Below are 23,042 nucleotides of genomic sequence, written 5' to 3' on the forward strand. Positions count from 1 at the left end.
CGCTTGTGCAGCTCGTCCTCCATGCGCAGCAGACGCGAGGTCTCCTCCTCGGTCAGCTTGTACACCGGGATACCGGTCCAGTTACCGAGCACCTCAGCGATCTGCTCGTCGTCAACCTCACTGACGACGTCCAGGTCACCGGCCTTCCACTCCTTCTCCCGCTGCGCCTTCTGACCCAGCAGCTGCTTCTCCTTGTCCCGCAGCTGCGCGGCCCGCTCGAAGTCCTGCGCGTCGATCGCGGACTCCTTGTCCCGACGCACCTGCGCGATGCGCTCGTCGAAGTCCCGCAGGTCCGGCGGCGCGGTCATCCGACGGATCCGCATCCGCGCACCAGCCTCGTCGATCAGGTCGATCGCCTTGTCCGGCAGGAACCGATCGGAGATGTACCGGTCGGCCAGGGTGGCGGCAGCCACCAGCGCGGCGTCCGTGATCGAGACACGGTGGTGCGCCTCGTACCGGTCCCGCAGCCCCTTGAGGATCTCGATGGTGTGCGCCAGCGAGGGCTCACCCACCTGGATCGGCTGGAAGCGGCGCTCGAGCGCGGCGTCCTTCTCCAGGTGCTTGCGGTACTCATCGAGGGTCGTGGCGCCGATGGTCTGCAGCTCGCCGCGGGCCAGCATCGGCTTGAGGATGCTCGCGGCGTCGATCGCGCCTTCGGCGGCACCCGCACCCACCAGGGTGTGGATCTCGTCGATGAACAGGATGATGTCACCCCGGGTGCGGATCTCCTTGAGGACCTTCTTCAGGCGCTCCTCGAAATCACCCCGATAGCGGGAACCGGCGACCAGGGCACCGAGGTCGAGGGTGTAGAGCTGCTTGTCCTTCAGCGTCTCCGGCACCTCACCCTTGATGATCTTCTGGGACAGCCCCTCCACCACAGCCGTCTTACCGACGCCGGGCTCACCGATCAGGACCGGGTTGTTCTTCGTCCGGCGGGACAGCACCTGCATGACCCGCTCGATTTCCTTCTCGCGCCCGATGACCGGGTCGAGCTTGCCCTCGCGGGCGGCCTGGGTCAGGTTCCGGCCGAACTGGTCCAGCACCAGGCTGGTCGACGGCGCGGCCTCACCCGGCGCCGTACCCGCCGCAGCCGGCTCCTTACCCTGATAGCCGGAGAGCAGCTGGATCACCTGCTGACGGACCCGGTTCAGATCCGCGCCCAGCTTCACCAGGACCTGAGCGGCGACGCCCTCACCCTCACGGATCAGACCCAGCAGGATGTGCTCCGTGCCGATGTAGTTGTGCCCGAGCTGCAACGCCTCACGCAGCGACAGCTCCAACACCTTCTTGGCCCGCGGCGTGAACGGAATATGCCCGCTCGGCGCCTGCTGACCCTGACCAATGATCTCCTCAACCTGCTGCCGCACGCCCTCCAGAGAGATACCGAGGCTCTCCAGGGCCTTTGCCGCGACACCCTCACCCTCATGGATCAGGCCCAGCAGGATGTGCTCCGTACCGATGTAGTTGTGGTTGAGCATCCGGGCCTCTTCCTGGGCCAGGACGACAACCCGTCGCGCTCGGTCGGTGAACCGCTCGAACATGTCTGCCACCCCTGGAGAGTGACGCCGTCCCGGGTGACAGGAGGCCACCCGGGACGACGTCTTTCGGGACTACCAACGGCGGTTGGTCGTCACGCGCTGACGTAGGCTTCCGAGCCCACCAGCGCGTCACCCAGCTTCATCGACACACCGGTCAGGCGCGCCCGGGACTCGCCGTCCTTCGTCCGCAGCGCGGCGTCGGCGTGCTCGGCGGTCAGCAGCGTGCCGGTCGGCTCGATGTCCTTGAGCTGGCCGCTCAGGTGCACCGGGGCCGCCGCGTAGAGCGTGGCAGACGGGGTCACCAGCTCGAAGTGAGCGTCGAAGTGCAGCTCACCCGGGTAGCGCAGCCGGCTCAAGCTCTCCTCGTTGCCGTCGCCGAGCTGGCCGCCCGAGACGGTGAAGAAGCTGGCCCGCAGCATGACCTTGCCGCCGAGAGCCGGGCTGTTGCCCACCAGCGCCACGCGGGCGAGCTGGGCCAGCACCCCGGAGCCCTGGTCGTGCTTCTCCGGCCCGAAGAGGAGGATCTCGGCGCCCGCGGCGAGCGGGTAGTCGCCGGCGAGCTCGATCTCCTCGGTGCGGCCGTTGACCTCGACCTTGATCTTCGCCTCGGTCGAGGCCTGGATGATGATCGACGGGTCGACCAGCATCGAGACGCACGGGCCGATGCTCGACGCGAAGAAGGCGCTCGGCGTGTTGCCGACGGCCTCGTTCTCGTCGTTCGACGGGTACCACGCGGCCGGGAGGTTGGTGCCCCGGACCACGTTGTGCGCCGGCATGACCTCACCCTGGTCGCCGTACGGGCGGCCGAGGAACGGCGAGGTGAGCGGGGTCTTGTACGGCGGAAGGCCGTCCACGATCCCCTTGACGTCGATGACACCCCGGTGGGCCAGCCGCATGGTGCTGGTCTCCAGGATGCCGAACCGCCGGATGTAGAACTCCGCGGGGAAGTTCTTGCCGGGCACGATCTGCTTGATGTGACCGGTGTTCGGCAGGTACGGGTTCGACAGGATCTGGATCCGGTCGTTCAGCGTGTAGCTGAACCCCTTGATGCCGACCTCGGGGGCGCTGATGAGCTCCAGGTTGAAGCTCGCCGTGCCGTCCTCGTCGACGGTGTGCTTGAACCCCGGCATCGGCCACTTGTTCATCTGCACGAAGCCCGACAGGTTGATCGTCTCCCGACGGCCGCCGTAGTAGTCGTCACCGAAGACGACCGTCGCCGCAGCCAGGATGTGCGGCCGCAGCGGCTTCGGCTCGATGTTGAGCGACTCGTAGGTCTCTCTCGCCGTGTCAGTCACGGCTCCACCTCCCTGTTTGCCCCGGATGCCCTGACGCCCTCTGTGACGCTCTGCTCAACCCGGGAGGACCACTGACCCGAACGCTATTGTTTTCTAAAGTGACTGTCAACGGGGCCGCAGTGATCGTTTGCGAAATAATGTCCGGTTTCACTGATGGTTCAAGGGGATCATCCAACGGGGAGGGTTGAATCCTCGTAAGCACATATCCCACCGACGCTATTTGTTCGTATACCGCTTCGGCACACGGTCGGAGCGCCCCCACAGGCTCGGGTAGGGCCGCGCCTCGTCCGCGACGGGCCGCCGGCGCCAAGTAGGGGCGTGCCGGCGGGCAGCCAATGTCAGCGGCGCGCCGGTCGGATCCGGCGGTCAGACCGCGTGGGTCGCCGCGGTGAGCCGGAAGTCCTGGACGCGCAGCATCGGCATGGCCGTACGTGCCACCGCGTCGCCCCAGTCGCGGGCCCGGGTCGGCACGGTCCGGCCCACCTCGGTGACCCGGGCCGCCATCGCCAGGGGGCTGTCATTGAAGCGGAAGTTGTTGACCGCCCCGACGACCTCGCCGTCGCGCACCAGGTAGACGCCGTCCCGGGTCAGCCCGGTGAGGGCCATGGTGGCGAGGTCCACCTCACGGATGTACCAGAGGCTCGTCACCAGCAGGCCACGCCGGGTCGTCGCGATCAGGTCGGCGGCCGACACACCACCCGGCCCCTCCAGGATGAGGTTGTCCACCGCGGGCGTGAGCGGCATGCCCAACTCGTCCGCGCTGTCGCGGGTGTGCACCAGCGACCGCAGCCGACCCTGGTCCCACCAGCGGGTCGCGCCCAGCGGAAGGCCGTTGTCGAACACCGACCTCGTCGGCGTCGACGCGGGCGCCACCAGGAACGGGGCGCAGCGCAGCCCGTCGGCCGCCGGGTCGCTGCGCAGGGTCAGCGGCACGCCGGCGAGTTGCTCCCCGATCCGGGTCCGGCCCCCCGGTCCGCTGTAGACCGTCCGCCCCTGCGCCGCCGCCCGGGCTCCCGCCGTGGTGTAGGCGTAGTTCATCAGGTCGGCGACGGCGGTCGGCGGCAGCAGGCACTCGTAGCGGCCGGGCGGCACCTCGAACCGCCGCCGGCCCCAGTGCAGGCGCCGGTCCAGCTCGTCCTGCAGCGCGGCCACCGAGACGTCGCCGAAGTCGGTGGTCACGGCGTTCGTCCAGACCGGGAAGCCGTCCCGGTCACGCGCGGTCAGCTCCAGGTGCCCGGCGGGCTCGTCGTGGCGCAGCCGCACACCCGTGGAGGTGCCGAGGAATGTGCTGCGCATCCGGTGCTCGGCGTACCCGTGCAGCACCCGGCCGCCGCGCCGCGCCCGGCCGAACCCGGCGGCCAACTGGTCGACCAGCCCGGTCAACACCGTCGGCGGCGCCGCCGGGACCGGGTCCTCCCAGTGCGGCGACCCGGTACCGGAGGCCGGCAGGGGCCGCGCGTCCGGCGCCGGCGGCGCCTGGCGGGCGGCCGCCCGCGCCGCCTCGACCAGCGCGACCACCTCGGCCCGGTCGGCCGGCCCGCACAGCGACACCGCACCCACCCGGCCGCCTGCGACGGCCACCACCGACACCCGGCGTTCGTCGCCGCTCCCGTTGCCGGTCAGCGCGTTGTCCGCCCACCGCAGGTGCACGTCGGCGCCCTGTTCCACGATCGCCACGCAGTCGTCGCCGCCCGCCGCGCCGAGGGCGATCTCCACCGTCTCCTGCGGGCTCGGGGTCCTCACGCGGGCGCCTCCGTCCGGGTGTTGGTCACGCGTACGCCTCGGAACAGCGCCGAGGGGCACCCGTGCCCGGCGGCGGCGAGTTGCAGCGGCTGCGCCTTGCCGCACTGCCCCGCACCGGACAGCAGCCAGGTCTGCGGGCCGCCCACCGCCTCCAGCGACCGCCAGAACTCCAGCGTCGTCCCCGTGTACGCGGCGTCCCGCACCTGGCCGGCCAGGCGGCCGTCCCGGATCCGGTAGAAGCGCTGCCCGGTGAACTGGAAGTTCACCCGTGCCATGTCGATCGAGAAGCTGTTGTCGCCGACGACGTACAGCCCGTCCCGCACCCGGCCGATCAACTCGCGGGTGTCCGGCCCGTCCGGCGCGGGGCGGAGCGAGACGTTCGGCATCCGCTGCACGGGCAGGTGCCGGTACGACTCGGCGTACGCGCAGCCGGTGGAGCGGTCCAGCCCGGCGGCGCCGGCGGTCTGCCGATCGTGCTGCGTGCCGACCAGCACGCCGTCGCGGACGAGCGGCCACGACCGGGCGGCCACGCCGTCGTCGTCGTAGCCGATCGTGGCGAGCCCGTGCGGGGTGGTGCGGTCGGCGACCACGTTCATCGCCGGCGAGCCGTAGCGGAGCGACCCGATGTCGTCGGGGGTGACGAACGAGGTGCCGGCGAAGGCCGCCTCCCGGCCGAGGATCCGGTCCAGCTCGGTGGCGTGCCCGACGGTCTCGTGGATCGTCAGCCAGAGGTTGGTCGGGTCGATGACGAGGTCGTACTCCCCCGGCTCGACCGACGGGGCGGCGAGCTTCTCGGCCAGCAGCCCCGGCAGGCGGGCCAGCTCGCCCGCCCAGTCCCAGCCGGTCCCGGTCAGGTACTCCCAGCCGCGGGCGGCCGGCGGCCCGAGGGTGCGCATGGTCTCGAAGGTGCCGTTGTCCGCGTCGATCCGGAACCCGACCACCATCGGGTGCAGCCACGTCCGCCGCTGCCGGATGCGCCGGCCCTCGCTGTCGTGGTACACGGTGGACTCGCGGAACACCTGCAGGTACGCCTCCGCCAGGTCGGCGCCGCCGTCGCGCAGGATCGCGCACCAGCGGGCCAGCAGGGCGGTGCGCTCGGCGGCGGGCACCGCGAAGGGGTCCACCTCGCACGGCGACTCCCACACCGCCGGCCCGTGGACCGGCTCGGGCGCCAGCCGGGGCGGTGCGCCGCGCAGCGGGCGCAGCATCCGGGCCAGCTCGCAGGCCCGGGCGGCCAGCTCGGTGACCCCCGGCGGGGAGAGGTCCACCCCCGAGGCGAAACCCCAGGTGCCGTCCACGAGGACCCGCACGCCGACCCCGGTCTCGACGCTCTCCTGGGTGCCCTCCGGCTGCGCGTCGCGGACCCGCTCGCGCAGCGCCCGCACCCGCCGCAGCCGCACGTCGGCGTACGAGGCGCCTAGCCGGCGGGCCCGTTCCAGCGCGGCCAGGGCCAGCTCCCCGGCCGGCAGCGTGTCGAATCCCGGTTCCGTGGCGACGGCCGGGGCGGGCCCGGCGGTCACCGGAACCGGATGTCGGGGTACTGGGTGGTCCACTCCCCCGCCCGCACGGTACGCAGCGCCTCGGCGACCCGGTCGACCTCGCCGCGGGTGCTGTAGACCGCGAAGGAGAGCCGCACCGTGCCGAGCAGCCCCAGGTCGTCGAGGAACGCGCTGGCGCAGTGCACGCCGGACCGCACGGCGATGCCGTGCGCGTCGAGGTGCCCGCCCACGTCGTACGGGTGCAGGCCGTCCACGGCGATGGAGACGATGCCGGCCGGGTCCGCGGCCGGGTCGCCGACGACCCGCACCCGGTCGACGTCGCGCAGGACGTCGACGGCGTACCGGACCAGGTCCGCGTCGTGTGCCCGCACCGCGTCCCGGTCGAGCCCGTCCAGCCAGGTCAACGCGGTGGCGAGACCGACCGCGGCGCCGATGTCCGGGGTGCCGGCCTCCAGCCGCGCCGGAACCGGCACGTAGGACACTGGGGCGTCGTGCGAGACCCCCTTGACCGTCCCACCGCCCACCTGGTAGGGCGGCAGGTCGGCGAGCAGTTCCCGCCGGCCGTAGAGCACCCCGGAGCCCATCGGGGCGTACACCTTGTGGCCGGAGAAGCAGTAGAAGTCAGCGCCGATCTCCCGCACGTCGACCGGCAGGTGCGCGACCGCCTGCGCGCCGTCGACGACCACGGGCACGCCCCGGTCGTGCGCCACCCGGACCAGCTCCCGCACGGGGTTGACGGTGCCGAGCACGTTGGAGACGTGGCTAACCGCGACGAGGCGGGTCCGCCGGCCCAGGACGGCGGCCAGATCCTCCGACCGGACCGGCCCGCCGGCCGGCGACGGCACGACCCGCAGCCTCGCCCCGCTCCGTTCGCAGAGCCGGCGCCACGGCAGCAGGTTGGAGTTGTGCTCCATGCCGGTGACCACGATGTCGTCGCCGGCGCCGACGATCCGCTGGGCGAAGGTGTCGGCGAGCAGGTTCACCGCGTCCGTCGTGCCCCGGGTGAAGACGATCTCGTCGGCGTGGGCGGCGTTCACGAACCGCCGGACCACCTCCCGGGCGTCCTCGTAACGGCCGGTGGCCTGGCGGCTGAGCTCGTAGAAGCCGCGCCCGACGTTGCTGTTCGCCGTGGTGTAGAAGTCGACCACCGCGTCGAGGACCGACCGGGGCTTCTGCGTCGTCGCGGCGTTGTCGAGGTAGGCCAGCGGCGGGCCGTGCCCGGCCACGTCGAGGAACGGGAACTCGGCCCGCACCGCGGACAGGGGACGGGCAGCCGTGTCGGTCATCGTGCTTCCTCCGTGAAGCTTGCGGTGAAGCGGTCGAGGAAACCCGGCGGGCAGGGGAAGAGCTTCTGCTCCGGGTAGGGCCGCTCGGACGGGGGGATCCACCCCGGCTCGCCGCGCCGGGGCCACCGCCCGGCCCGGTCCGCCAGGTGCGGGCCGTGGAAGAACCAGCAGATCTGGCTGACCTGCTCGGTGAAGACGACGGGATGCACCTCGGGCGAGTACATCGCCATGTGCCCGTACGCGGCCAGGAACTCGCCCGCCACCCCCATCGAGGCGCCGAGCATGACGTGACCGAAGACGTCGTGCACGGCCCGGAAGATGTCGTTGTGCAGCAGCGGTACGCCGCCGACCGTGACACCCGACGGGGCGCAGAGCGGATGGTCCGGCGCGGGCCCGTCGGGGCCGTGGCCGTCCCGGGTCAGGTAGACGTGCAGCACGCCGGTGCGGGCGAGGCGGTCGACCAGGTCCGCCGCGCCCCGGTACGGCTGCCCGGGGCCCCGCCACGGCTCGACGCGGATCCCCGCCCCGGCCAGCAGGGCGAAGTGGCGCAGGTTCTCCTCCGTGAACCGGCGGTAGCGGGCCGCCAGGTCCGGCCCGAGGTCCCGCCGGGGCGCCCGGTCGAAGTGCCGGGCCACCGTGCGGCAGAACTCCGGGTCGACGCGCACCCGGGTGCCGGGCAACCCACCCAGGTCCCGGCGCGGCAGCTCACCGCGGGCGGCGGCGTCGTCGACGTACGACTGGGCCAGCGCGAGCAGGCCGGGGTGGCCGGCCGACGGACGGGCCGGGCGGGGCGCGCTCGGGCAGGCCGCGGTCATCCGGCCCTCCCCGGCCCGGCCCCCGGCGGGCCGGATCCGGCCGCCTCGGCCCGGCCGGCGTCGGCCGACGCGCCGGCGGGACGGCGCGCGCGCAGGCAGAGCGCCGAGCCGGGCAGGGTGAGCACGCCGTCCGCGTCGGCGAAGGCGGCGGCGGCCTCGGCGAGCCGCTCCCAGCCCGCCCGCTCCGCGTCGGCGCCGAGCTGCCGCCGCACCGTGGCGAGCACACCGGGCGGAGTCACGTCGCGGGTGTACGCGAGGTACTCGTCGACGGACGCGAAGCGCATCGCGATCCCGACGGACTCGGTGCCGACGTCCGTGAAGCCCGCGGCGAGCAGGTCGGCGCGGGTGCGTTCGGCGTCGGACATGCTGAACGGGCCGGGACGGCCCGGCGGGGGGACCGGCAGGCCCGCGGCCAGCGTCCGGAAGCCCAGCGAGGTCATCGGGTTCGCCTCCGGCGGCCCCCAGACGGCGGCGGCCAGCACGCCGCCGGGAGCCAGGAGGCGGTGCAGGCCCGCGAGGGTGCGCTGCCGGTCCACCGCGAACATCAGCCCCCACCGGCTGAGCACCGCGTCGAAGGAGTGCGCCGGCAGGTCGAGGGCCTCCACGTCGGACTCGGCGAACTCGATCGGGTGGTTGAGGCCGGCGGCGCAGCGGCGGGCCCGGTCGACCATCTCCGGTGCGAGGTCGATGCCGAGCACCCGGCCGGTGGGGGCGACCAGCCGGCCGGCGCTGACCGACGGCTCGCCGGTGCCGCAGCCGACGTCGAGCACCCGGTGGCCGGGGCGGAGCCCGGCGGCGCGCAGCAGCCAGTCGGTCACCGGCGCCGCGGCCCGCTCGTAGCGGTCCTGCCAGAAGTCCCACCCGGCGCTGACCGCGTTCCAGGTGTCACGTTGCTCGGCCTTGAAGGCCACGGAGTCGAACCGGACGGCGGTCATGTCGCTCTCCTCGCAGGCGGACTCGGCCTCAGCTCACTATATGATTGACAAGTTGGTCGGGCAACGGCGCGCGCTTGCCATCACCTGCCCGCCGCCGACCCCCGGGCCCTCACCGGACGGCGGCCGGGCGCGCCGGACGCTCGCCGTCGAGCAGTTGCAGCAGGTAGTCGCCGTACCCGCTGGCACGCAGCGGCACCGCCAGGCGGCGCATCGCCGCGTCGTCGAGCAGCCCGGCCCGCCAGGCCGCCTCCTCGACGCAGCCGACCTTGACGCCGTGCCGTTCCTCGATCACCCGCACGTACTCGGCCGCCTTCATCAGGTCGCCGAACCGGCCGGTGTCCAGCCACGCGGTGCGTCGCCCGAGCAGCCGCACCTCCAGCCGGCCCTGGCGCAGGTACTCCCGGTTGACGTCGGTGATCTCCAACTCGCCCCGGGCGCTCGGCGTCAGCTCCGCGGCGATGGCGACGACGTCCGCGCCGTACACGTAGAGACCGGGCACGGCGTACCGGGACGGCGGGACCAAGGGCTTCTCCACGATGTCGCGCACCGCGCCGCACTCGTCGAGGTCGAGCACCCCGTACGGCCGCGGGTCCGCCACCGGGAGCCCGAACACCAGCCCACCGTCCACCCCGGTCAGCTCGGCGAGCTGCCGGTCCAGCTCGGCGGAGTGGATGATGTTGTCGCCGAGGACGAGCATGGCCGGGCCGCCGGCGAGGAAGTCCGCGGCGAGCAGGAGCGCGTGCGCGATGCCGTCCGGGCGCTCCTGCACGGCGTACCGCAGGTCGAGCCCCCACTGGCCGCCGTCGCCGAGCAGGCGCCGGAACAGCGGCTGCTCGTCGGGGCGCGTGATGATGAGGATCTCCCGCACACCGGCCGTCACGAGGGTGCTCAGCGGATAGAAGATCATTGGCTTGTCGTAGACCGGCATCAGTTGCTTGGAGACCGCCCGGGTCACCGGCCACATCCGCGAGCCGGTGCCACCAGCGAGCAAAACACCACGCATTTTTAAAGCGTAGCGCATGGCGCCTGCGCGTGGTGAAAACATCACGTCGGGTGCCGGGCGGGGTAGCCTGCCCGGGGTGACCCGACCGTCGCGGAGGGAGCGGCAATGACCGACGTCGACCAGGAGACCGCGCTGCCGAGCTGGCCCGTCGGCGCCGACGGCGCGTACGTGGCCGCGCGGCGGGCACTCGCGTCGGCCGAGCAGGACCTGCGCGACCAGCTCGAACGCGTGGCCGCGGCGCGGCGGCGGCTGCCGCCCGGCCCGTTGCTGGCGGACTACCGGCTCGCCGAGGGGCCGGCCGACCTGGCCCGGCCAGGGCCGGCCCGAAGCGTCCGGCTGCGCGACCTGTTCGAAGAGCACGAGACCCTCTTCGTCTACCACCTGATGTTCGCGCCGGACGCCGCCGAGGCCTGTCCGATGTGCTCGCTGTGGGTGGACGGCTTCCACGGGGTGCTTCCGCACCTGCGCCGGCACACCGCCGTGGCGGTGGTGGCGAAGGCGCCGCTGCCCCGGCTGCGGGCCTGGGCCCGGCGGCGGGGCTGGACCGGCCTGCGGATCCTGTCCAGCCACGGCACGTCCTTCAACGCGGACCTGCGCGCGGAGCACCCGGACGGCACGCAACGACCGATGGTCAGCGTGCTGCGCGCCGAGGGCAACCGGGTGCGGCACCTCTACTCCGCCCCCGCGAGCTTCCCCGACGGCGGCGAACGCGGCATCGACCTGCTCAGCCCGGTCTGGAACGTCCTCGACCTGCTGCCCCAGGGCCGCGGCGACTGGTACGCCGGCAACGACTACGTCCCCGGCCCGGCGACGTCCCCCGCACCGGCCTGACGGTCCGCCCTCGGACCGGCCCGGCGGCCTCCCCGGGCCGGCACGATCGCGCGTCCGGCCCGGCGGCTGGCCCGGGCCGGCACGACACCGTTCCGGCCCCGCCCGGCGGCGGATGCTCGCCGCCGGGTCACGACCCGGTGGCGAGCAGGTCGGGCAGCCGCACCGCCGCCAGCCGGCGGCCGGCGAAGTCGGCGTACCAGAGCAGCGCGCCGTCCCAGGTCAGGCCGACCGGACGGCCGGCCACCTGTGCCTGTCCGCGCAGCGTGCCGTGCCGGGCGTCGACCGCCCGCAGCATCGCCCCCTCGAAATCGGCGTAGACCACGAGGTCACCGGCCACCGTCAGCCCGGACGGCACGCCGGGCACCGGGAACTCACGCTGGACGGTCATCGTGGCGACGTCGCGGAGCTGCACCACCGACGGCCCGCGCAGCCCCATCCACATCGCCACGCCGGTGGTCTCCACCCCGCAGAGCCGGCCGCTGGGCGGGGCCACCTCCTTCTCGCCGAGTGCCTCGCCGGTGAGCGGGTCGATCAGCAGGATCCGCTTCGGACGGCCGCCGACCTGGCAGAGCGCGCCGCCGCCCACGGTGAGGTCGGCCCGCGCCCGGGGGCAGGACAGGGTCCGCACGACGGCGCCGGTGTCCGGGGCGAGGGCGTAGATCTCGCCGGCCTCCTGGTCCGAGTGCCAGAAGAACTCGCCGTCGAAGGTCAGGCCGCACAGGTAGCGCCCGGGCGCGGGCAGCGACCGGACGACCGGCAACGTCGTGTCGATCTCGCGGATGGCCATGGACGGCCCCTTTCGTGGCAGGCGGGTGGACGGCGGGACGCGGGCGGACGGCCGGCTCAGGGCCCGCCCGCCAGCGCCCGGGACAGGTCCTCGGCGAGGTCGTGCGGATCCTCGATGCCGACCGACAGGCGGATCAGCGAGTCGCCGATGCCCCGCCGCGCGCGGGCCTCGGCCGACAGCGGACGGTGCGTCATCAGGGCCGGGCACTCCACGAGGGAGTGCACGCCCCCGAGGCTGACACCGCAGGTGAAGAGCGTGAACCGGTCCAGCAGTCGCTCGGCGGGGCCGCCGAGGTAGTCGAAGGAGACGATCGCGCCGGGCGCGCTCATCTGGGCCTTGACGACCGCGTGCTGCGGGTGCTCGGGCAGCCCCGGATAGTGGACGGCGCCGACCGCGGGGCTCGCCCGCAGCCGCTCCACCAGGACGCGCGCGGTGGCGACCTGCCGGTGCACCCGCAGCGACAGGGTGTGCAACCCCCGGCGGACCAGGAAGCAGTCCAGCGCCCCCGGCACGTTCCCGGCCGTCGTCCGGTACGCCCGGACCGCGGCGTGCAGGTCCGCGTCGCGGTAGACGAGGGCGCCGCCCAGCACGTCCGCGTGGCCGGCGATGGACTTGGTGGTGCTGTACAGCGAGACGTCGGCGCCGAGCGCCAGCGGCTGCTGGAGCACCGGGCTGGCGAAGGTGTTGTCGACCACCACGCGGGCCCCCCGCTCGTGCGCCCGCCGGCTGACCTCGGCGACGTCCACCACGGTGAGCAGCGGGTTGGTCGGCGTCTCGATCCAGACCAGGGCGAGGTCCGGCTCCGCCAGGGCCGCCGTGATCCCCTCCGGGGTGGTCAGGTCGGCGTACCGCACCCGCACGCCCTGCCGCGCGGCCAGGTCGAACAGGCCGTCGGTGCCGGCGTACACGTCGTCGGTACTCACCACGCACTGCCCGGGCCGCACCAGCGACAGCAGGGTCGCGGCAGCGGCCTGGCCGGAGGAGAAGACGGTGGCGAACGGGGCCCGTTCCAGCCCGGCGAGGCACTCCTCCAGCTCCTCCCGGGTGGGGTTCTCGCCCCGGCCGTAGAAGTAGCGGGGCTCGTCCTGCGCCCGGCGCTCGTAGGTGGTGGAGACGTGGATCGGGGGGACGACGTCCCCGGTGCCCGCCGGCGGCCGGCGGCCGCCGTGCACCAGTCGGGTGTCGAAGCGCATGCCGCTCACCCCTGCCCCACCGTGGCCGCCCGGAACGGGGCGAACGCCCGGACCAGCCCGGCCGGCACCCGGACCGGCTCGGTGCGCCCGTTCGGCCCGCGCATGCACGCGATCCGCTGGCGCCCCCGGGCGACCAGCAGGTCGTCGCCGCCGAGCCGCAGGTAGTCGAAGCCCAGCTCCATCTGGGTCTGGCTGAGCTCGACCAGCCGCATCCGGACCGCGAGGCGGTCGAACGGCGCCAGTTCGGCGAAGAACTCGCACTCGGCCTTGAGGGTGAACAGTTTCAGGTCGGCGCGCAGCTCGTCGAGGATCTCCGGCGCGTGCTCGTGCAGGAACATCTCCCGGCACCGACCCTGCCAGCGCAGGTAGTTCACGTAGTACACGTTGCCGACGAGGTTCGTCTCCTCGAAGCCGACGACGTGCCGGTACTCGTAGTAGCGCGGCATGCTCACCGCCCCGCCCCGCCGAGCACGGCGACCACGGTCGGCGCCGATGCTCCCGCCACCGCGACGACCCGGGTGGCGATCCGGACGTCGCCGGCGTCCAGCACCACCCAGCCGTCGGGGAGCGCCCCGGGCAGCAGGGTGAGCCGGCCCTCGGGGCGGCCGGCCTTCTGCAGGCACTCCTCCGCGCACCAGACCCGGGTGGCGGCCACGTCCGGCGGGTCGCCGACCTCCGCGACGAGCAGCGCCGCCACGGCGCCGTGCCGACCCACCAGGTCGTGCCGCACGTCCGCCGGGCGGGCGGCCACCGGCTCGGCGTCGCAGGCGAGCGTCCCGTCCCCGGCGACGGCGAGGTCGAGCGGCGCCGAGTGCGCCACGGAGACGGTGTACGGCAGGTCGACCTCCGGCCGTCCGTCAGGCCGGTGCCGCACCACCACGGGCTGGCCCAGCGCGCGGGAGAGCAGCGCGCCGGAGTCGCGGGGCCCGCCGCCGGGCGCGGCGGCGACGGCAATGTCGCCGGGAAACACCTCGGCGAGCCGTCGTTGCAGCAGCGGCCCCAGCAGCACGGGCGGCCAGGACCCGCGTGGCGCGTGCGGACGCACGGCGCGCAGCCGCAGGCCCATCCAGTGCTCGATCACCGCGCCGGTGGCGTCCCGGACGACGACGTCGTACACGTAGGCGGTGCCGTGCTGCTCGCGTTCCCGCGCGGTCATCGTCACGGCCTCGGTGGCCGACAGCTTGGGGCCCGCCGACCAGATCCGGTCGATGCCCTCCGGCAGCAGCGTCGCGTCCGGCACGCACACCTGGATCCCGTGCATGAACGCGTCCCGGGCGCCCGGGTCGCCGAGCACCAGCCGGCCCGGCAGGAAGGCGCTGAACCAGGAGGCGGCGTCGCTGGTGACGACCTCGGCCTCGGCGACGCGCGCCGCGACCTGCCGGTAGCCCTTGATCCGGCGGAACCGACCGGCCTGGAACAACACGTCGCCGTAGAGGTCGCGGGCCGGGTCGAGCGGTACGGCCGGCAGCTCCACCGGCGCCGGCGCCGCGGTGTACGCCGGGTAGGTCTCGTCCGGCGCGAACCGGAGCCGGGCGCGGAAGTGGTCGGCCGCGAAACCGGTCGCCGCGCTGCGCAGGACGACGTCGATGACCTGCTCCGACCGGACCAGCGCGGCGATGCGTACGGTCGTGCCGGTGTCCGGGTCGACGACCACCGGGCGGTCGAACCGGACCTCCTCGATCACGGGCACCCCCGGGTGCCGGGCCAGGGCGGTGGCCACCTGGGCCATGGCCTCCAACCCGAGCACCGCCGGGAACAGCAGGTCGCCGTCGAGCCGGTGGTCCTCGAGGTACGGATCCGTGGTGCGGGCCAGGTCGACCTCGCAGACCAGCTCGATGCAGTCGTAGCGCACCAGCGGCCGTTCGGTGAAGCGCAGCAGCGGCAGCTCCGAGCGGTGGTAGCGGAGGGTCTCCACGCCGCCGGTGCGCCCGGTGACCACCACCACCGGAGGCAGCGTGTCGTCGGCGACCACCTCGCGCAGGACCCGCAGGCCGTCGTCGGGGCTGATCGGGGTGACGCCGGAGCCGCTCAACGACTCGACCACCGACAGCCGCTCCCCCATGCCGACCCCGGACCACACCGACCACTCCAGGCAGACGGCGCGGCACCCCGGCCGCGTCGCGGCCACCTCCCGGGTCAGCTCGGCCAGCGCCTCGTTCGCCGCGGCGTAGTGCGCCTCGCCGTGCAGTCCGGCCCGCCCGATGATGCTGCCGAACGTGACCAGCAGGCGCAGGTGTGCGGGGTCGACCGCGGCGAGGACCGCCCGCAGGCCGTCGACCTTGGCGGCGAACACGCCCCGCAGGGCCGCCTCGTCCAGGTCGACGAGCGCGGCCGGGGTGTTCTGCCCGGCGCCGTGCAGCACGGCGGTCACCGGGCCCCAGTCGGCGGTCACCGCGGCGACCGCGGCGGCCACCGCGTCGGCGTCGGTGACGTCGACACGCAGGTAGCGCAGGTCGGACGCGGCGTCCGCGAGCCGCATCAGATTGCCGGCCAGGGCCTCGTCGGCGGCGGGGTCGGACCGGCCGAGGACGGCCAACCGGGCGCCGCTCTCCCGGGCCAGCATCAACGCGGACTCGGCGGTGATGCCTTTGCCGCCGCCGGTCACCAGCAGCACGTCCGCCGGACCCAGCGGCAGCGCGTCCGGCTCGGCGCCGGACGCGGGCAGCGGGCGCAGCACGGGCACCCGGCGGCCGCCGCCCGGGTCGTACACCACCTCGGTGAAGTCCTCCGTGGCGGCCACGTCGGCGACCACCCGGTCGACCGCGGCCGGTTCGAGGGGGGTGGTCACGACAGTGGTCCGCAGCCGGTCGCCCTCCAGCCGGGCGGTCTTGGCCACCGCCCCCGCCCGCGCCGCCGGCTGCACCACCACGAGCCGCCCGCCGGGCGGTCGGCGCAGCGCCGCCTGGGCCCCGCGCACCGCGACGGCCAGGTGCTCCTCGTCGGGTTCGTCCGGCAGGCAGACCAGCACGCCGTCGCCGACGCCGCCCGCCTCCAGAGCCCGGCGCAACGCGTCCGCGAGCGGGTGGTCGGGGTCGGCGAACACCTGCCAGCGACCGCACGGCTCCGTCGGGTCCGTCACCGGCAGCGGCTCGTCGACCAGGTCGACGACGAAGGTACGCACCCACGGCGCGACGCCGGCGACGAGGTCCGCGCGCTCGTGCGGGGCCTCGCGCTCCCGGGCCTCCAGCGCCTCGGCCATCTCCCGGACGGTGGCGGTGGCGAAGTTGGTCGGTATCGCCACCGCGGAGAGCCCCATCGCGCGGGCGGCCTCGTTGACGAGCTGGCCGACGGTGATCGAGCTCATGTGCAGGTCGTCGAGGAACCGGCTGTCGTCCCGGAGCACCTCCACCGGTAGCTCGGCGCGCTGCGCCACGAGGTGCCGCACCAGCTCCAGCGCGCCGGTGGCGGCCGGCAGCGGGGTTTCGTCGGCCCGGGCCGGAGCCGGGACCGGTTCGACCGCGGCCGGCGCCGGCCCGGCCAGCTCGGGTGCCGCCTCGCACGGGCTCGCGAAGAAGGTGCGGGCGCGGTGCGGGTCGAACGGTCGGGTCAGCCGGTCCTCGAACAGGGCCGGGTACGCGGTCGGGCCGCCGAGCACGTACACCGCGCCGACTGCGGCGAGCAGGCCGGACAGCGACTCGGCGTCGGTGTCGACCGCCAGCGCCGGCACGTCCGGCGCCTGCTCGCGGGCCAGCCCGGTGAGCACCTTGCCGGGGCCGACCTCGAGGAACAGGTCGACCTCGGCGGCGGCGCGTGCCAGCGCGGCGGCGAAGCGCACCGGAGCCTCGATCTGCCGGTGCAGGTGCTGCGGCAGGTCGGTGTCCGACGGGAGGACGGCGCCGGTCACCGTCGAGGCCACCCGGCGCAGCAGCGGCCCGAACCGGCGGGACCGCAGGCACTCGGCGAAGGCGGTGGCCGCCGGTGTCATCAGCGGCGAGTGGAAGGCGTGCGGGACGGGCAGCCGGGTGCAGCTCACCCCCGCCGTCGCGGCCCGCCGGGCCACCTCGGCCACGACGGCGTCGCCGCCGGCGACGACCGTCTGCCGGGGCCCGTTGTAGCCCGCGATCACCGCGCTGGTGCCGGCCAGCAGGGCGACGGTCTCCTCCGGCCCGGCGGTGACGCCCAGCATCGCCCCCGGCGCGGCGTGCCTGGCCATGGCCTCGCCCCGGAGCGTGACGAGTTCCCGCAGCTCGTCCTCGTCGAGGCAGCCCGCCCAGTGCAGCGTGGTGAGCTCGCCGAGGCTGTGGCCGACGACGACGGTCGCGTCGATGTCGAGCGCGGCGAGGGCGCGCAGCCCGGCCAGCGAGCCCGTGACGATCCGGGGTTGGGCGAACGCGGTCGACCCGGCCGCCTCGTCCCTGGGCGGTTCCCCGGCCGCGCGGTAGACGTCGTCCACCTCGGTGAACCGCCGGCGCAGCGCCCCGCCGCCCCAGCCCCGGCCGGAGCCCTGGCCGGGGAACAGGAAGCCGACCCGGACCGGCCGGGTGACCCGGCCGGCGAAGACGCCCCGCGCCGGGTCGACCAGCGTCCCGGCGCCCCCGGGCGCCAGGGCCCGGGCCGCCAGTCCGAGGCCGTGGTCGGCCTCCTCCGGGGACCGGGCCACGACCGCCGCCCGGTACGCGCGGCCGCGCTGGCCCCGGTGCAGGGTCGTGGCGAGGTCGCCCAACTCGGCGAAGGCCAGCCCGGCCACGACCATCCGCAGGTCGTCCAGCCGGTCGTGCAGCTCGTCGCGGGTGTCCGCGTCGACCAGGAGCAGCTCGGCGTCCTGCACGGACCGGGCGAGCTGCTGCGTCCGCCGGTCCAGGGACCGGCGGCGGGGGCGGGTGGGGCCGTCGACGACGAGGTGGGTGTTGATGCCGCCGAAGCCCATCGCGCTGACGCCGGCCCGCTGCGCGGCGCCGGCCGGCCACGGCTCGGCCCGCCGTACGGCGCGCAGCGCGGGCCGGTCCGCGGTGAGTTCCGGGTGCGGCTCGACGCACCCGACGGTCGGCGGGACGACCTGGTGGTGCACGGCCAGCACGGCCTTGATCAGGCCGGCCACCCCGGCCGCGGCCTTGGTGTGACCGATCATCCCCTTGATGGATCCGATCGCGGCGGCGTCGGCGTCCGGATCGGCCGCCCGGCGTTCCTCGCTCAGGGCCCGCAGCTCGGTGCCGTCGCCGACGGCCGTGCCGGTGCCGTGCCCCTCGAACAGCGGCACGGTGTCCACCCCGAAACCGGCCCGCTGGTACGCGCGCCGCAGGGCCAGCCGGTAGCCGGCCGCCTCCGGCCGGGTGATGCCGCCCCGGCCGTCCGAGGAGACGCCCCACCCGGCCACCGAGGCGTAGATGCGCCGGCCCTGCGCGAGCGCGTCCCGCTCCCGCATGAGCACCACCATGCCGCAGCCCTCGCCCGGCCAGAACCCGTTGGACCGGCGGTCGTAGACGCGCATCTCGTCGCCGGCGAGCGCGCCGGTCTTGGCGAAGCCGACCATCTCGAAGGGGTCGATGGAGAGGTCCACGCCGCCGGCCACCGCCACGTCGACGTCGAGGTCGGTCAGGCTGCGGCAGGCCGTGACCACCGACAGCAGCGAGGAGGCGCAGGCCCCGTCCACCGTGTACCCGCCGCCGTGCAGGTCGAAGTGGTTGCAGATCCGCCCGGCGATGGTGTTGGACAGGCCACCCGCGAGGCTGTCCTCGGTGATCTCGGCGAACGGCGCCTTGTAGGAGCGCTCCAGGTCGGCGAGGAAGGCCGCCACCCGGTCGTCGTCCCAGCCCTGCTCGCCGAGGGCGGCGCCCACCACGCGCCGGACGTACGGCCAGCGCAGGCGCATCATGCCGGCCCGGGTGAACTCGCCGGTGAGGGTGTTGCCGACGACCACCGCCGTCCGCTCCCGCGGCAGCCCGTCGCCCTCGGGGTACCCGGCGTCGGCGAGTGCCTGCGCGGCCATGTCGAGGGCCAGCCAGTGGGTGAGGTCGGTGGACCGGTACGTGCTCCCGCTGACCTTGAACCCGACCCGGTCGAACTCGTAGCCCTCGATGACGGCCGCGTTGCCGGCGTAGTAGCGGTCGGGGGCGGCCGGGTCCGGGGACCAGTAGTCGGCGGCCCGCATCCGCTCGTCGGGCAGGCGGCGGAACGCGCGCCGCCCGGCGAGGGCGTTCTCCCACAGCTGCCCGGGGCCGGCGGCGTCCGGGAAGCGGCAGGCCAGGCCGACGACGGCGATCCTGCTCATGCCCGCACCATCTCGCGGGCCACGGGTGGCACTGTGCCGTCGACGGCCCCCGGGGCGGCGGGCGTCGTGCCCCTGCCGTCGCGGGCGGCGACGCGCACCGCGTGCAGCGACCAGAGGAAGCCGCCCCGGATCAGGCAGACGATGGCGGTGGCGAAGAAGAGGCCGTAGACGATGGACGCGCCGGTGAGGACGCCGTACACCAGGGCCACCCCGCCGCCGAAGGCGAACTGGGACAGCGGCCGCGACGGGGTCGTTCCCGGGTCGGTGATCATGTAGTTGGTGAACAGGACGAACGCCACCCCGGTCATGGTGGCCAGCGCCGACGGGATGGAGGTGTCCAGCACGAGCCCCCGCACCACCGACTGGAGCACGAAGACGCCCAGCCAGCCGGCGATCAGCCACATCCGGCCGGTGAGCTTCGCGTTGAGCATGGTGCCGAAGACGACGATGACCGCGGGGACGATCCAGTCCGCGGGGCCCTCCAGGTATTCGGTGAACTGGTACGGCGGGGAGATCGAGATCCACGGGAAGAGCAGCAGCACCACGGCGATGCCGAAGTTGGACGGGTTCATGAAGTGCCGCAGCCGGCCGTTGACCGGCACCCGCAGCAGCCACTTCCCGCTGATCGCCACGGCCACCGCGAAGATCATCACCGGCAGGCGGTCGTTGACGTACAGCAGCATGTTCACCGCGAGGGCGGTGATGTGCGCGGGGTAGAGGAACTCGACCAGGCCGCGCAGGCCGTTGCCGCGGAACCGGGGCGGGCGCTGCTCGGCCCGCGCGCCGATGATCTCCAGCCCGAGCTCGACGGTGTAGCCGGTGGCGAGCGCGATCAGCGGCCACGCCCAGGCCTGCTCGAAGCCGAGGACGGTGTAGCCGGCGATGTTGAGGATGGTGATGGAGATGGCGAACCTGCGCAGCGCGGTGATCCGCGGGTCCTTCGCCGGCTTCTGCGTCATCGCGAGACCTCCCGAGCCTGCGAACCGAGGGTGAGGGTGTGTCGACCGGCGGTGAGCGACAGCTCCTGCTCGTGCGGGACGCCGGACCGATCCCGCCAGGTGAGGTGGACCGACACCGGGCCGGTCACGTCGCCGAGACCGAGCGACACCTCGTTGCTGCGCCGGCCCGAGTGGCCGCTGCCGCCGTCGACCCGGTCGATGAGCACCCGGCCGTCCGGCGTGGTCACCCGGACCTGCGCGCCGACGACCGGCGACCCCGCCCCGGCGAGGGGGCCGGCGGCCGGCGCCTGCTCGTGCAGCAGCCGCAGGGTGAGGAAGGACCCGGTGTCCGGGCTGTCGTTGCGGTAGAAGACCGGCGCGTCCCACTGCCGGGCGACGGCGAAGTCGAGCCGGCCGTCGCCGTCGGCGTCGCCGGTCGCGATGCCCCGGCTGGGCACCCGGTCGGCCAGGCCCAGTTCATGGCTGAGGTCCTCGTAGCGGCCGTCGGCGCCCCGGACGTGGAAGGCCAGGTGCTGGCCCCCGGCGATGTCGTCGCCCTGCTCGACCCTGGGCCACCAGCGGGGGTTGGACAGCAGGTCGTCGTTGGCGGTGGCCGCCTCCTGCAACTGCGCCCAGCGGTTGACCTCGCCCTTGACGAAGCCGGCGGTCTGCACGATCGCCGGTTCGCCGCGGTTGGTGAAGTCGCCGAACTTGACGTCCCAGCTCCACCCGCTCCAGGCCAGGCCCAGCTCGGCGCTCCGGTCGTGCCACGGTGCCTCGCCGGCCCGCAACGCGGCGCGCAGCGCACCGGTGTCGGCGGCGGTGTTGACGAACGCGAAGTTGCTCTCCTGGATGCCGAACGAGGTGGTGATGTTGCCGACGTACAGGTCGAACATGCCGTCGCCGTCGATGTCACCGAAGTCCACGCCCATGCCCTTGAACGAGTCGTGGCCGAGCCGCTTGGACTTGGGGGTCAGGCCCGGCAGCCCGGGGCTCTCGACCAGCGCGAAGTCGATCCGCCCCCGCTCCGACCGGTTGTGCAGCAGCCGGTCCGGCCCGAAGTCGTTGGCCACGTACAGCTCGGGCAGCTGGTCGCCGTCGAGGTCGTTGGCGGCGACGGCCAGGGTCCAGCCCCGGGAGACCTTGGTGTCGAAGACGTCCGGGACCTCGGCGAAGGAGACGCTCGGCGTGGCGCCGGCGGTGGCGCCGGTCCACCGGAACACGTGGTCCTCGCCGCCGTTGAGGCCGTTGGACATGGACCGGTTCATCGCCACCCCGCCGTGCACGGTGTCGTCGAGGACGGCGCTGTCGGGGAAGTAGTTGCCGATGTAGACGTCGAGCTGCCCGTCGCCGTCGAAGTCGGCCAGCGTGGCGGCGTTCGTGTTCCACTTCGGCCCGTCGTACCGGCTCCCGCCGGTCGCCGCGCCCGGCACCAGCTCGACCGGGTGGTAGGCGTCCCGGGACAGCCCGGTCGCGTCGGCCCGGGCGAGGAAGACCACCGGGGTCCGGCCCCACCAGTACACGAGCAGGTCGGTGCGGCCGTCGGCGTTGAGGTCGCCGGGCAGGCAGCCCATCGGGGCGATGTACGGGTTCGTCGGCAACGGCGCCGGGTCCAGCACGAACGGCTGGTAACGCTCGGCGCCGGCGGTCGGGGCCGGGGTCACCACGACGCGGTCGACGCGCGGGTCGGTGACGCACATGTCGTTGGCCAGCCCGTCGCCGTCCAGGTCGTTCATCGCGACGCCGGCGCCGACGGAGGAGATCCACGCCGCCAGGTGCTGGTACGCGCCGTTGACCCGGCGGATCGACTGCTGCGGCAGCCCGCCCGGCATCGGCAGCGACATCGGCGTGAACCGGTACGGCTGTGCCATGGCGCGCCGCTCGTCGGCGTTCGCCTCCGGCTGCCGGACCAGCACGTACATGCCGGTGAGCAGCACCAGCGCGACCAGTCCGGCGATCTGCCGGCGGAACATAGTGATGATTGCCGACAAGGGTCAGCACCTCCCCAGCGTCACGAACTGCTTGGCGATCCGCTGCCGCCACACCAGGTAGGCCGGCTCCGGCCCGTCCCGGTCGAGGTCGGCCAGCGCGGCCTGGGTGACCGCCGCCGCCTCGGCCGGTGGCGCGCCGCAGAAGACGTCGGTGGCGACCGCGGTGTGCGCGGTGGTCAGTCCGGCGCGCTCCCGGGCCTCCGCCGCGAAGGCGCTGCCCTGGGCCATCGCCGGGGCGTACGCGCCGCTGCGCTCACGCAGCCGCCGCAGGTCCTCGGGCGGTGCCCCGCCGGCGTACGTGGCGGCCAGCGCCACCCCGCTGTACAGGTCCTCGTGCCGGTCCGGCGGGAACCCGTCGACCGTGTCGGCGATCCGGTCGGTATCGCCGCCCTCGACGAACCACAGCGCCCGGCCGATGCCCTGGTCCACGACGCGCCCGGTCCACCGCCCGATCGGGTCGCCGGGCCAGGGCAGCACCTCGTCGCGCCGGTGCGACCGCACGTACCGCCGGGTGTGGAAGTACGCCTGGTGGAATCCGTAGCCGTCCAGGGCGAGCCAGCCCAGCAGCCGGTCGGCGGGTTGGATGGCGTGCCGACGCCAGCGGGGCAGGCGGGCCATCGCCCAGCCCACCCCGACATGGACCATGTAGACGTGCCGGGCGGCCGGCCCGGCCAGGAACCGGGCGACCCGGCGGCCACCGGTCAGCCCGTCCAGGACGGCGAGGCCCATCGCCGCGCCCTCGTACGCGAACCCGCGCAGCTCCGGCTCGACGGTCTCCAGCGCCACGGCCGCCTCGTCCGGGCCGCGGGCGCCGACGGCGTGCCCGTAGCCGGTGAGGAAGTGGGCGCCGACCGACTCCAGCCGCTCACGGGTCGGCTCGTCCCGGGCGCGGAAGCCGCGGGTCGCGAAGGTGGTCTGGGCCATCCCCGGCGTCAGGACGTATTGACGAATGGTTCGCCAATTGGCGGGCATGGCGCACT

15 protein-coding genes and 1 pseudogene are annotated in these 23,042 nt (G+C 74.2%); 1 reads left to right on the forward strand and 15 read right to left on the reverse strand.

What is annotated here, in order from left to right; translation table 11 throughout:
- The 8 genes and pseudogenes from ACZ6Q9_RS23040 to rfbA all read right to left on the reverse strand — a co-directional run.
- On the reverse strand, positions 1-1,541 hold a 1,541-nt coding region (locus ACZ6Q9_RS23040), incomplete at its 3' end, for a Clp protease N-terminal domain-containing protein (RefSeq protein WP_396829605.1).
- 89 nt (positions 1,542-1,630) lie between these two features.
- Entirely contained in the window at positions 1,631-2,833 is a 1,203-nt protein-coding gene (locus ACZ6Q9_RS23045) for a DUF6004 family protein (RefSeq protein WP_350687465.1), read from the reverse strand.
- Positions 2,834-3,199: 366 nt separating this feature from the next.
- Positions 3,200-4,549 carry a metallopeptidase TldD-related protein gene (locus ACZ6Q9_RS23050; RefSeq protein ID WP_396829606.1) on the reverse strand — a complete coding sequence of 450 codons (1,350 nt, stop codon included), beginning with the start codon at positions 4,547-4,549 and terminating at the stop codon, positions 3,200-3,202.
- A gap of 23 nt (positions 4,550-4,572) precedes the next feature.
- Positions 4,573-6,129, reverse strand: a complete 1,557-nt coding sequence (locus ACZ6Q9_RS23055; protein ID WP_396829529.1) for a TldD/PmbA family protein — start codon at positions 6,127-6,129, stop codon at positions 4,573-4,575.
- Positions 6,093-7,361: an aminotransferase class V-fold PLP-dependent enzyme gene (locus ACZ6Q9_RS23060; protein WP_393270371.1), complete on the reverse strand. Its 1,269-nt coding sequence runs from the start codon at positions 7,359-7,361 to the stop codon at positions 6,093-6,095. The genes ACZ6Q9_RS23055 and ACZ6Q9_RS23060 overlap by 37 nt, the downstream gene beginning before the upstream one ends.
- Entirely contained in the window at positions 7,358-8,176 is an 819-nt protein-coding gene (locus ACZ6Q9_RS23065) for a crotonobetainyl-CoA--carnitine CoA-transferase (RefSeq protein WP_393270369.1), read from the reverse strand. Before ACZ6Q9_RS23065 ends, ACZ6Q9_RS23060 begins: the two co-directional genes overlap by 4 nt.
- 83 nt (positions 8,177-8,259) lie before the next feature.
- Positions 8,260-9,111, reverse strand: a pseudogene (locus ACZ6Q9_RS23070) (class I SAM-dependent methyltransferase); the annotation flags it as partial.
- Between the two features lie 109 nt (positions 9,112-9,220).
- Positions 9,221-10,114, reverse strand: a complete 894-nt coding sequence (rfbA, locus tag ACZ6Q9_RS23075; RefSeq protein WP_350712403.1) for a glucose-1-phosphate thymidylyltransferase RfbA — start codon at positions 10,112-10,114, stop codon at positions 9,221-9,223.
- Positions 10,115-10,219: 105 nt separating this feature from the next.
- Here rfbA and ACZ6Q9_RS23080 point away from each other — a divergent pair, with 105 nt between their 5' ends.
- On the forward strand, positions 10,220-10,945 hold the full coding sequence (locus ACZ6Q9_RS23080) for a DUF899 family protein (protein WP_396829530.1): 726 nt from the start codon (positions 10,220-10,222) through the stop codon (positions 10,943-10,945).
- 127 nt (positions 10,946-11,072) lie between these two features.
- Here the strand turns inward: ACZ6Q9_RS23080 and ACZ6Q9_RS23085 are convergent, their stop codons facing one another.
- Genes ACZ6Q9_RS23085 through ACZ6Q9_RS23115 form a run of 7 tightly spaced genes read right to left on the reverse strand, consistent with a single transcriptional unit; the run spans position 11,073 to position 23,034 of the window.
- Positions 11,073-11,732, reverse strand: coding sequence for a hypothetical protein (locus tag ACZ6Q9_RS23085; protein WP_396829531.1), 660 nt, complete (start codon positions 11,730-11,732; stop codon positions 11,073-11,075).
- A 56-nt stretch (positions 11,733-11,788) separates the two neighbouring features.
- Positions 11,789-12,925 carry a trans-sulfuration enzyme family protein gene (locus ACZ6Q9_RS23090; RefSeq protein ID WP_396829532.1) on the reverse strand — a complete coding sequence of 379 codons (1,137 nt, stop codon included), beginning with the start codon at positions 12,923-12,925 and terminating at the stop codon, positions 11,789-11,791.
- Between the two features lie 5 nt (positions 12,926-12,930).
- Positions 12,931-13,371 (reverse strand): acyl-CoA thioesterase, encoded by a 441-nt coding sequence (locus ACZ6Q9_RS23095; protein ID WP_357463048.1) that lies wholly within the window; start codon positions 13,369-13,371, stop codon positions 12,931-12,933.
- Between the two features lie 2 nt (positions 13,372-13,373).
- Positions 13,374-19,247, reverse strand: coding sequence for a type I polyketide synthase (locus tag ACZ6Q9_RS23100; protein WP_396829607.1), 5,874 nt, complete (start codon positions 19,245-19,247; stop codon positions 13,374-13,376).
- Positions 19,130-20,092, reverse strand: a complete 963-nt coding sequence (locus ACZ6Q9_RS23105) for an enediyne biosynthesis protein (protein WP_393270359.1) — start codon at positions 20,090-20,092, stop codon at positions 19,130-19,132. Before ACZ6Q9_RS23105 ends, ACZ6Q9_RS23100 begins: the two co-directional genes overlap by 118 nt.
- On the reverse strand, positions 20,089-22,062 hold the full coding sequence (locus ACZ6Q9_RS23110; protein WP_393456644.1) for a CRTAC1 family protein: 1,974 nt from the start codon (positions 22,060-22,062) through the stop codon (positions 20,089-20,091). Before ACZ6Q9_RS23110 ends, ACZ6Q9_RS23105 begins: the two co-directional genes overlap by 4 nt.
- A 3-nt stretch (positions 22,063-22,065) precedes the next feature.
- Positions 22,066-23,034 (reverse strand): DUF1702 family protein, encoded by a 969-nt coding sequence (locus tag ACZ6Q9_RS23115; RefSeq protein WP_393270353.1) that lies wholly within the window; start codon positions 23,032-23,034, stop codon positions 22,066-22,068.
- Positions 23,035-23,042 lie beyond the last annotated feature (8 nt).

The organism is Micromonospora sp. NPDC049139, from assembly GCF_055586845.1.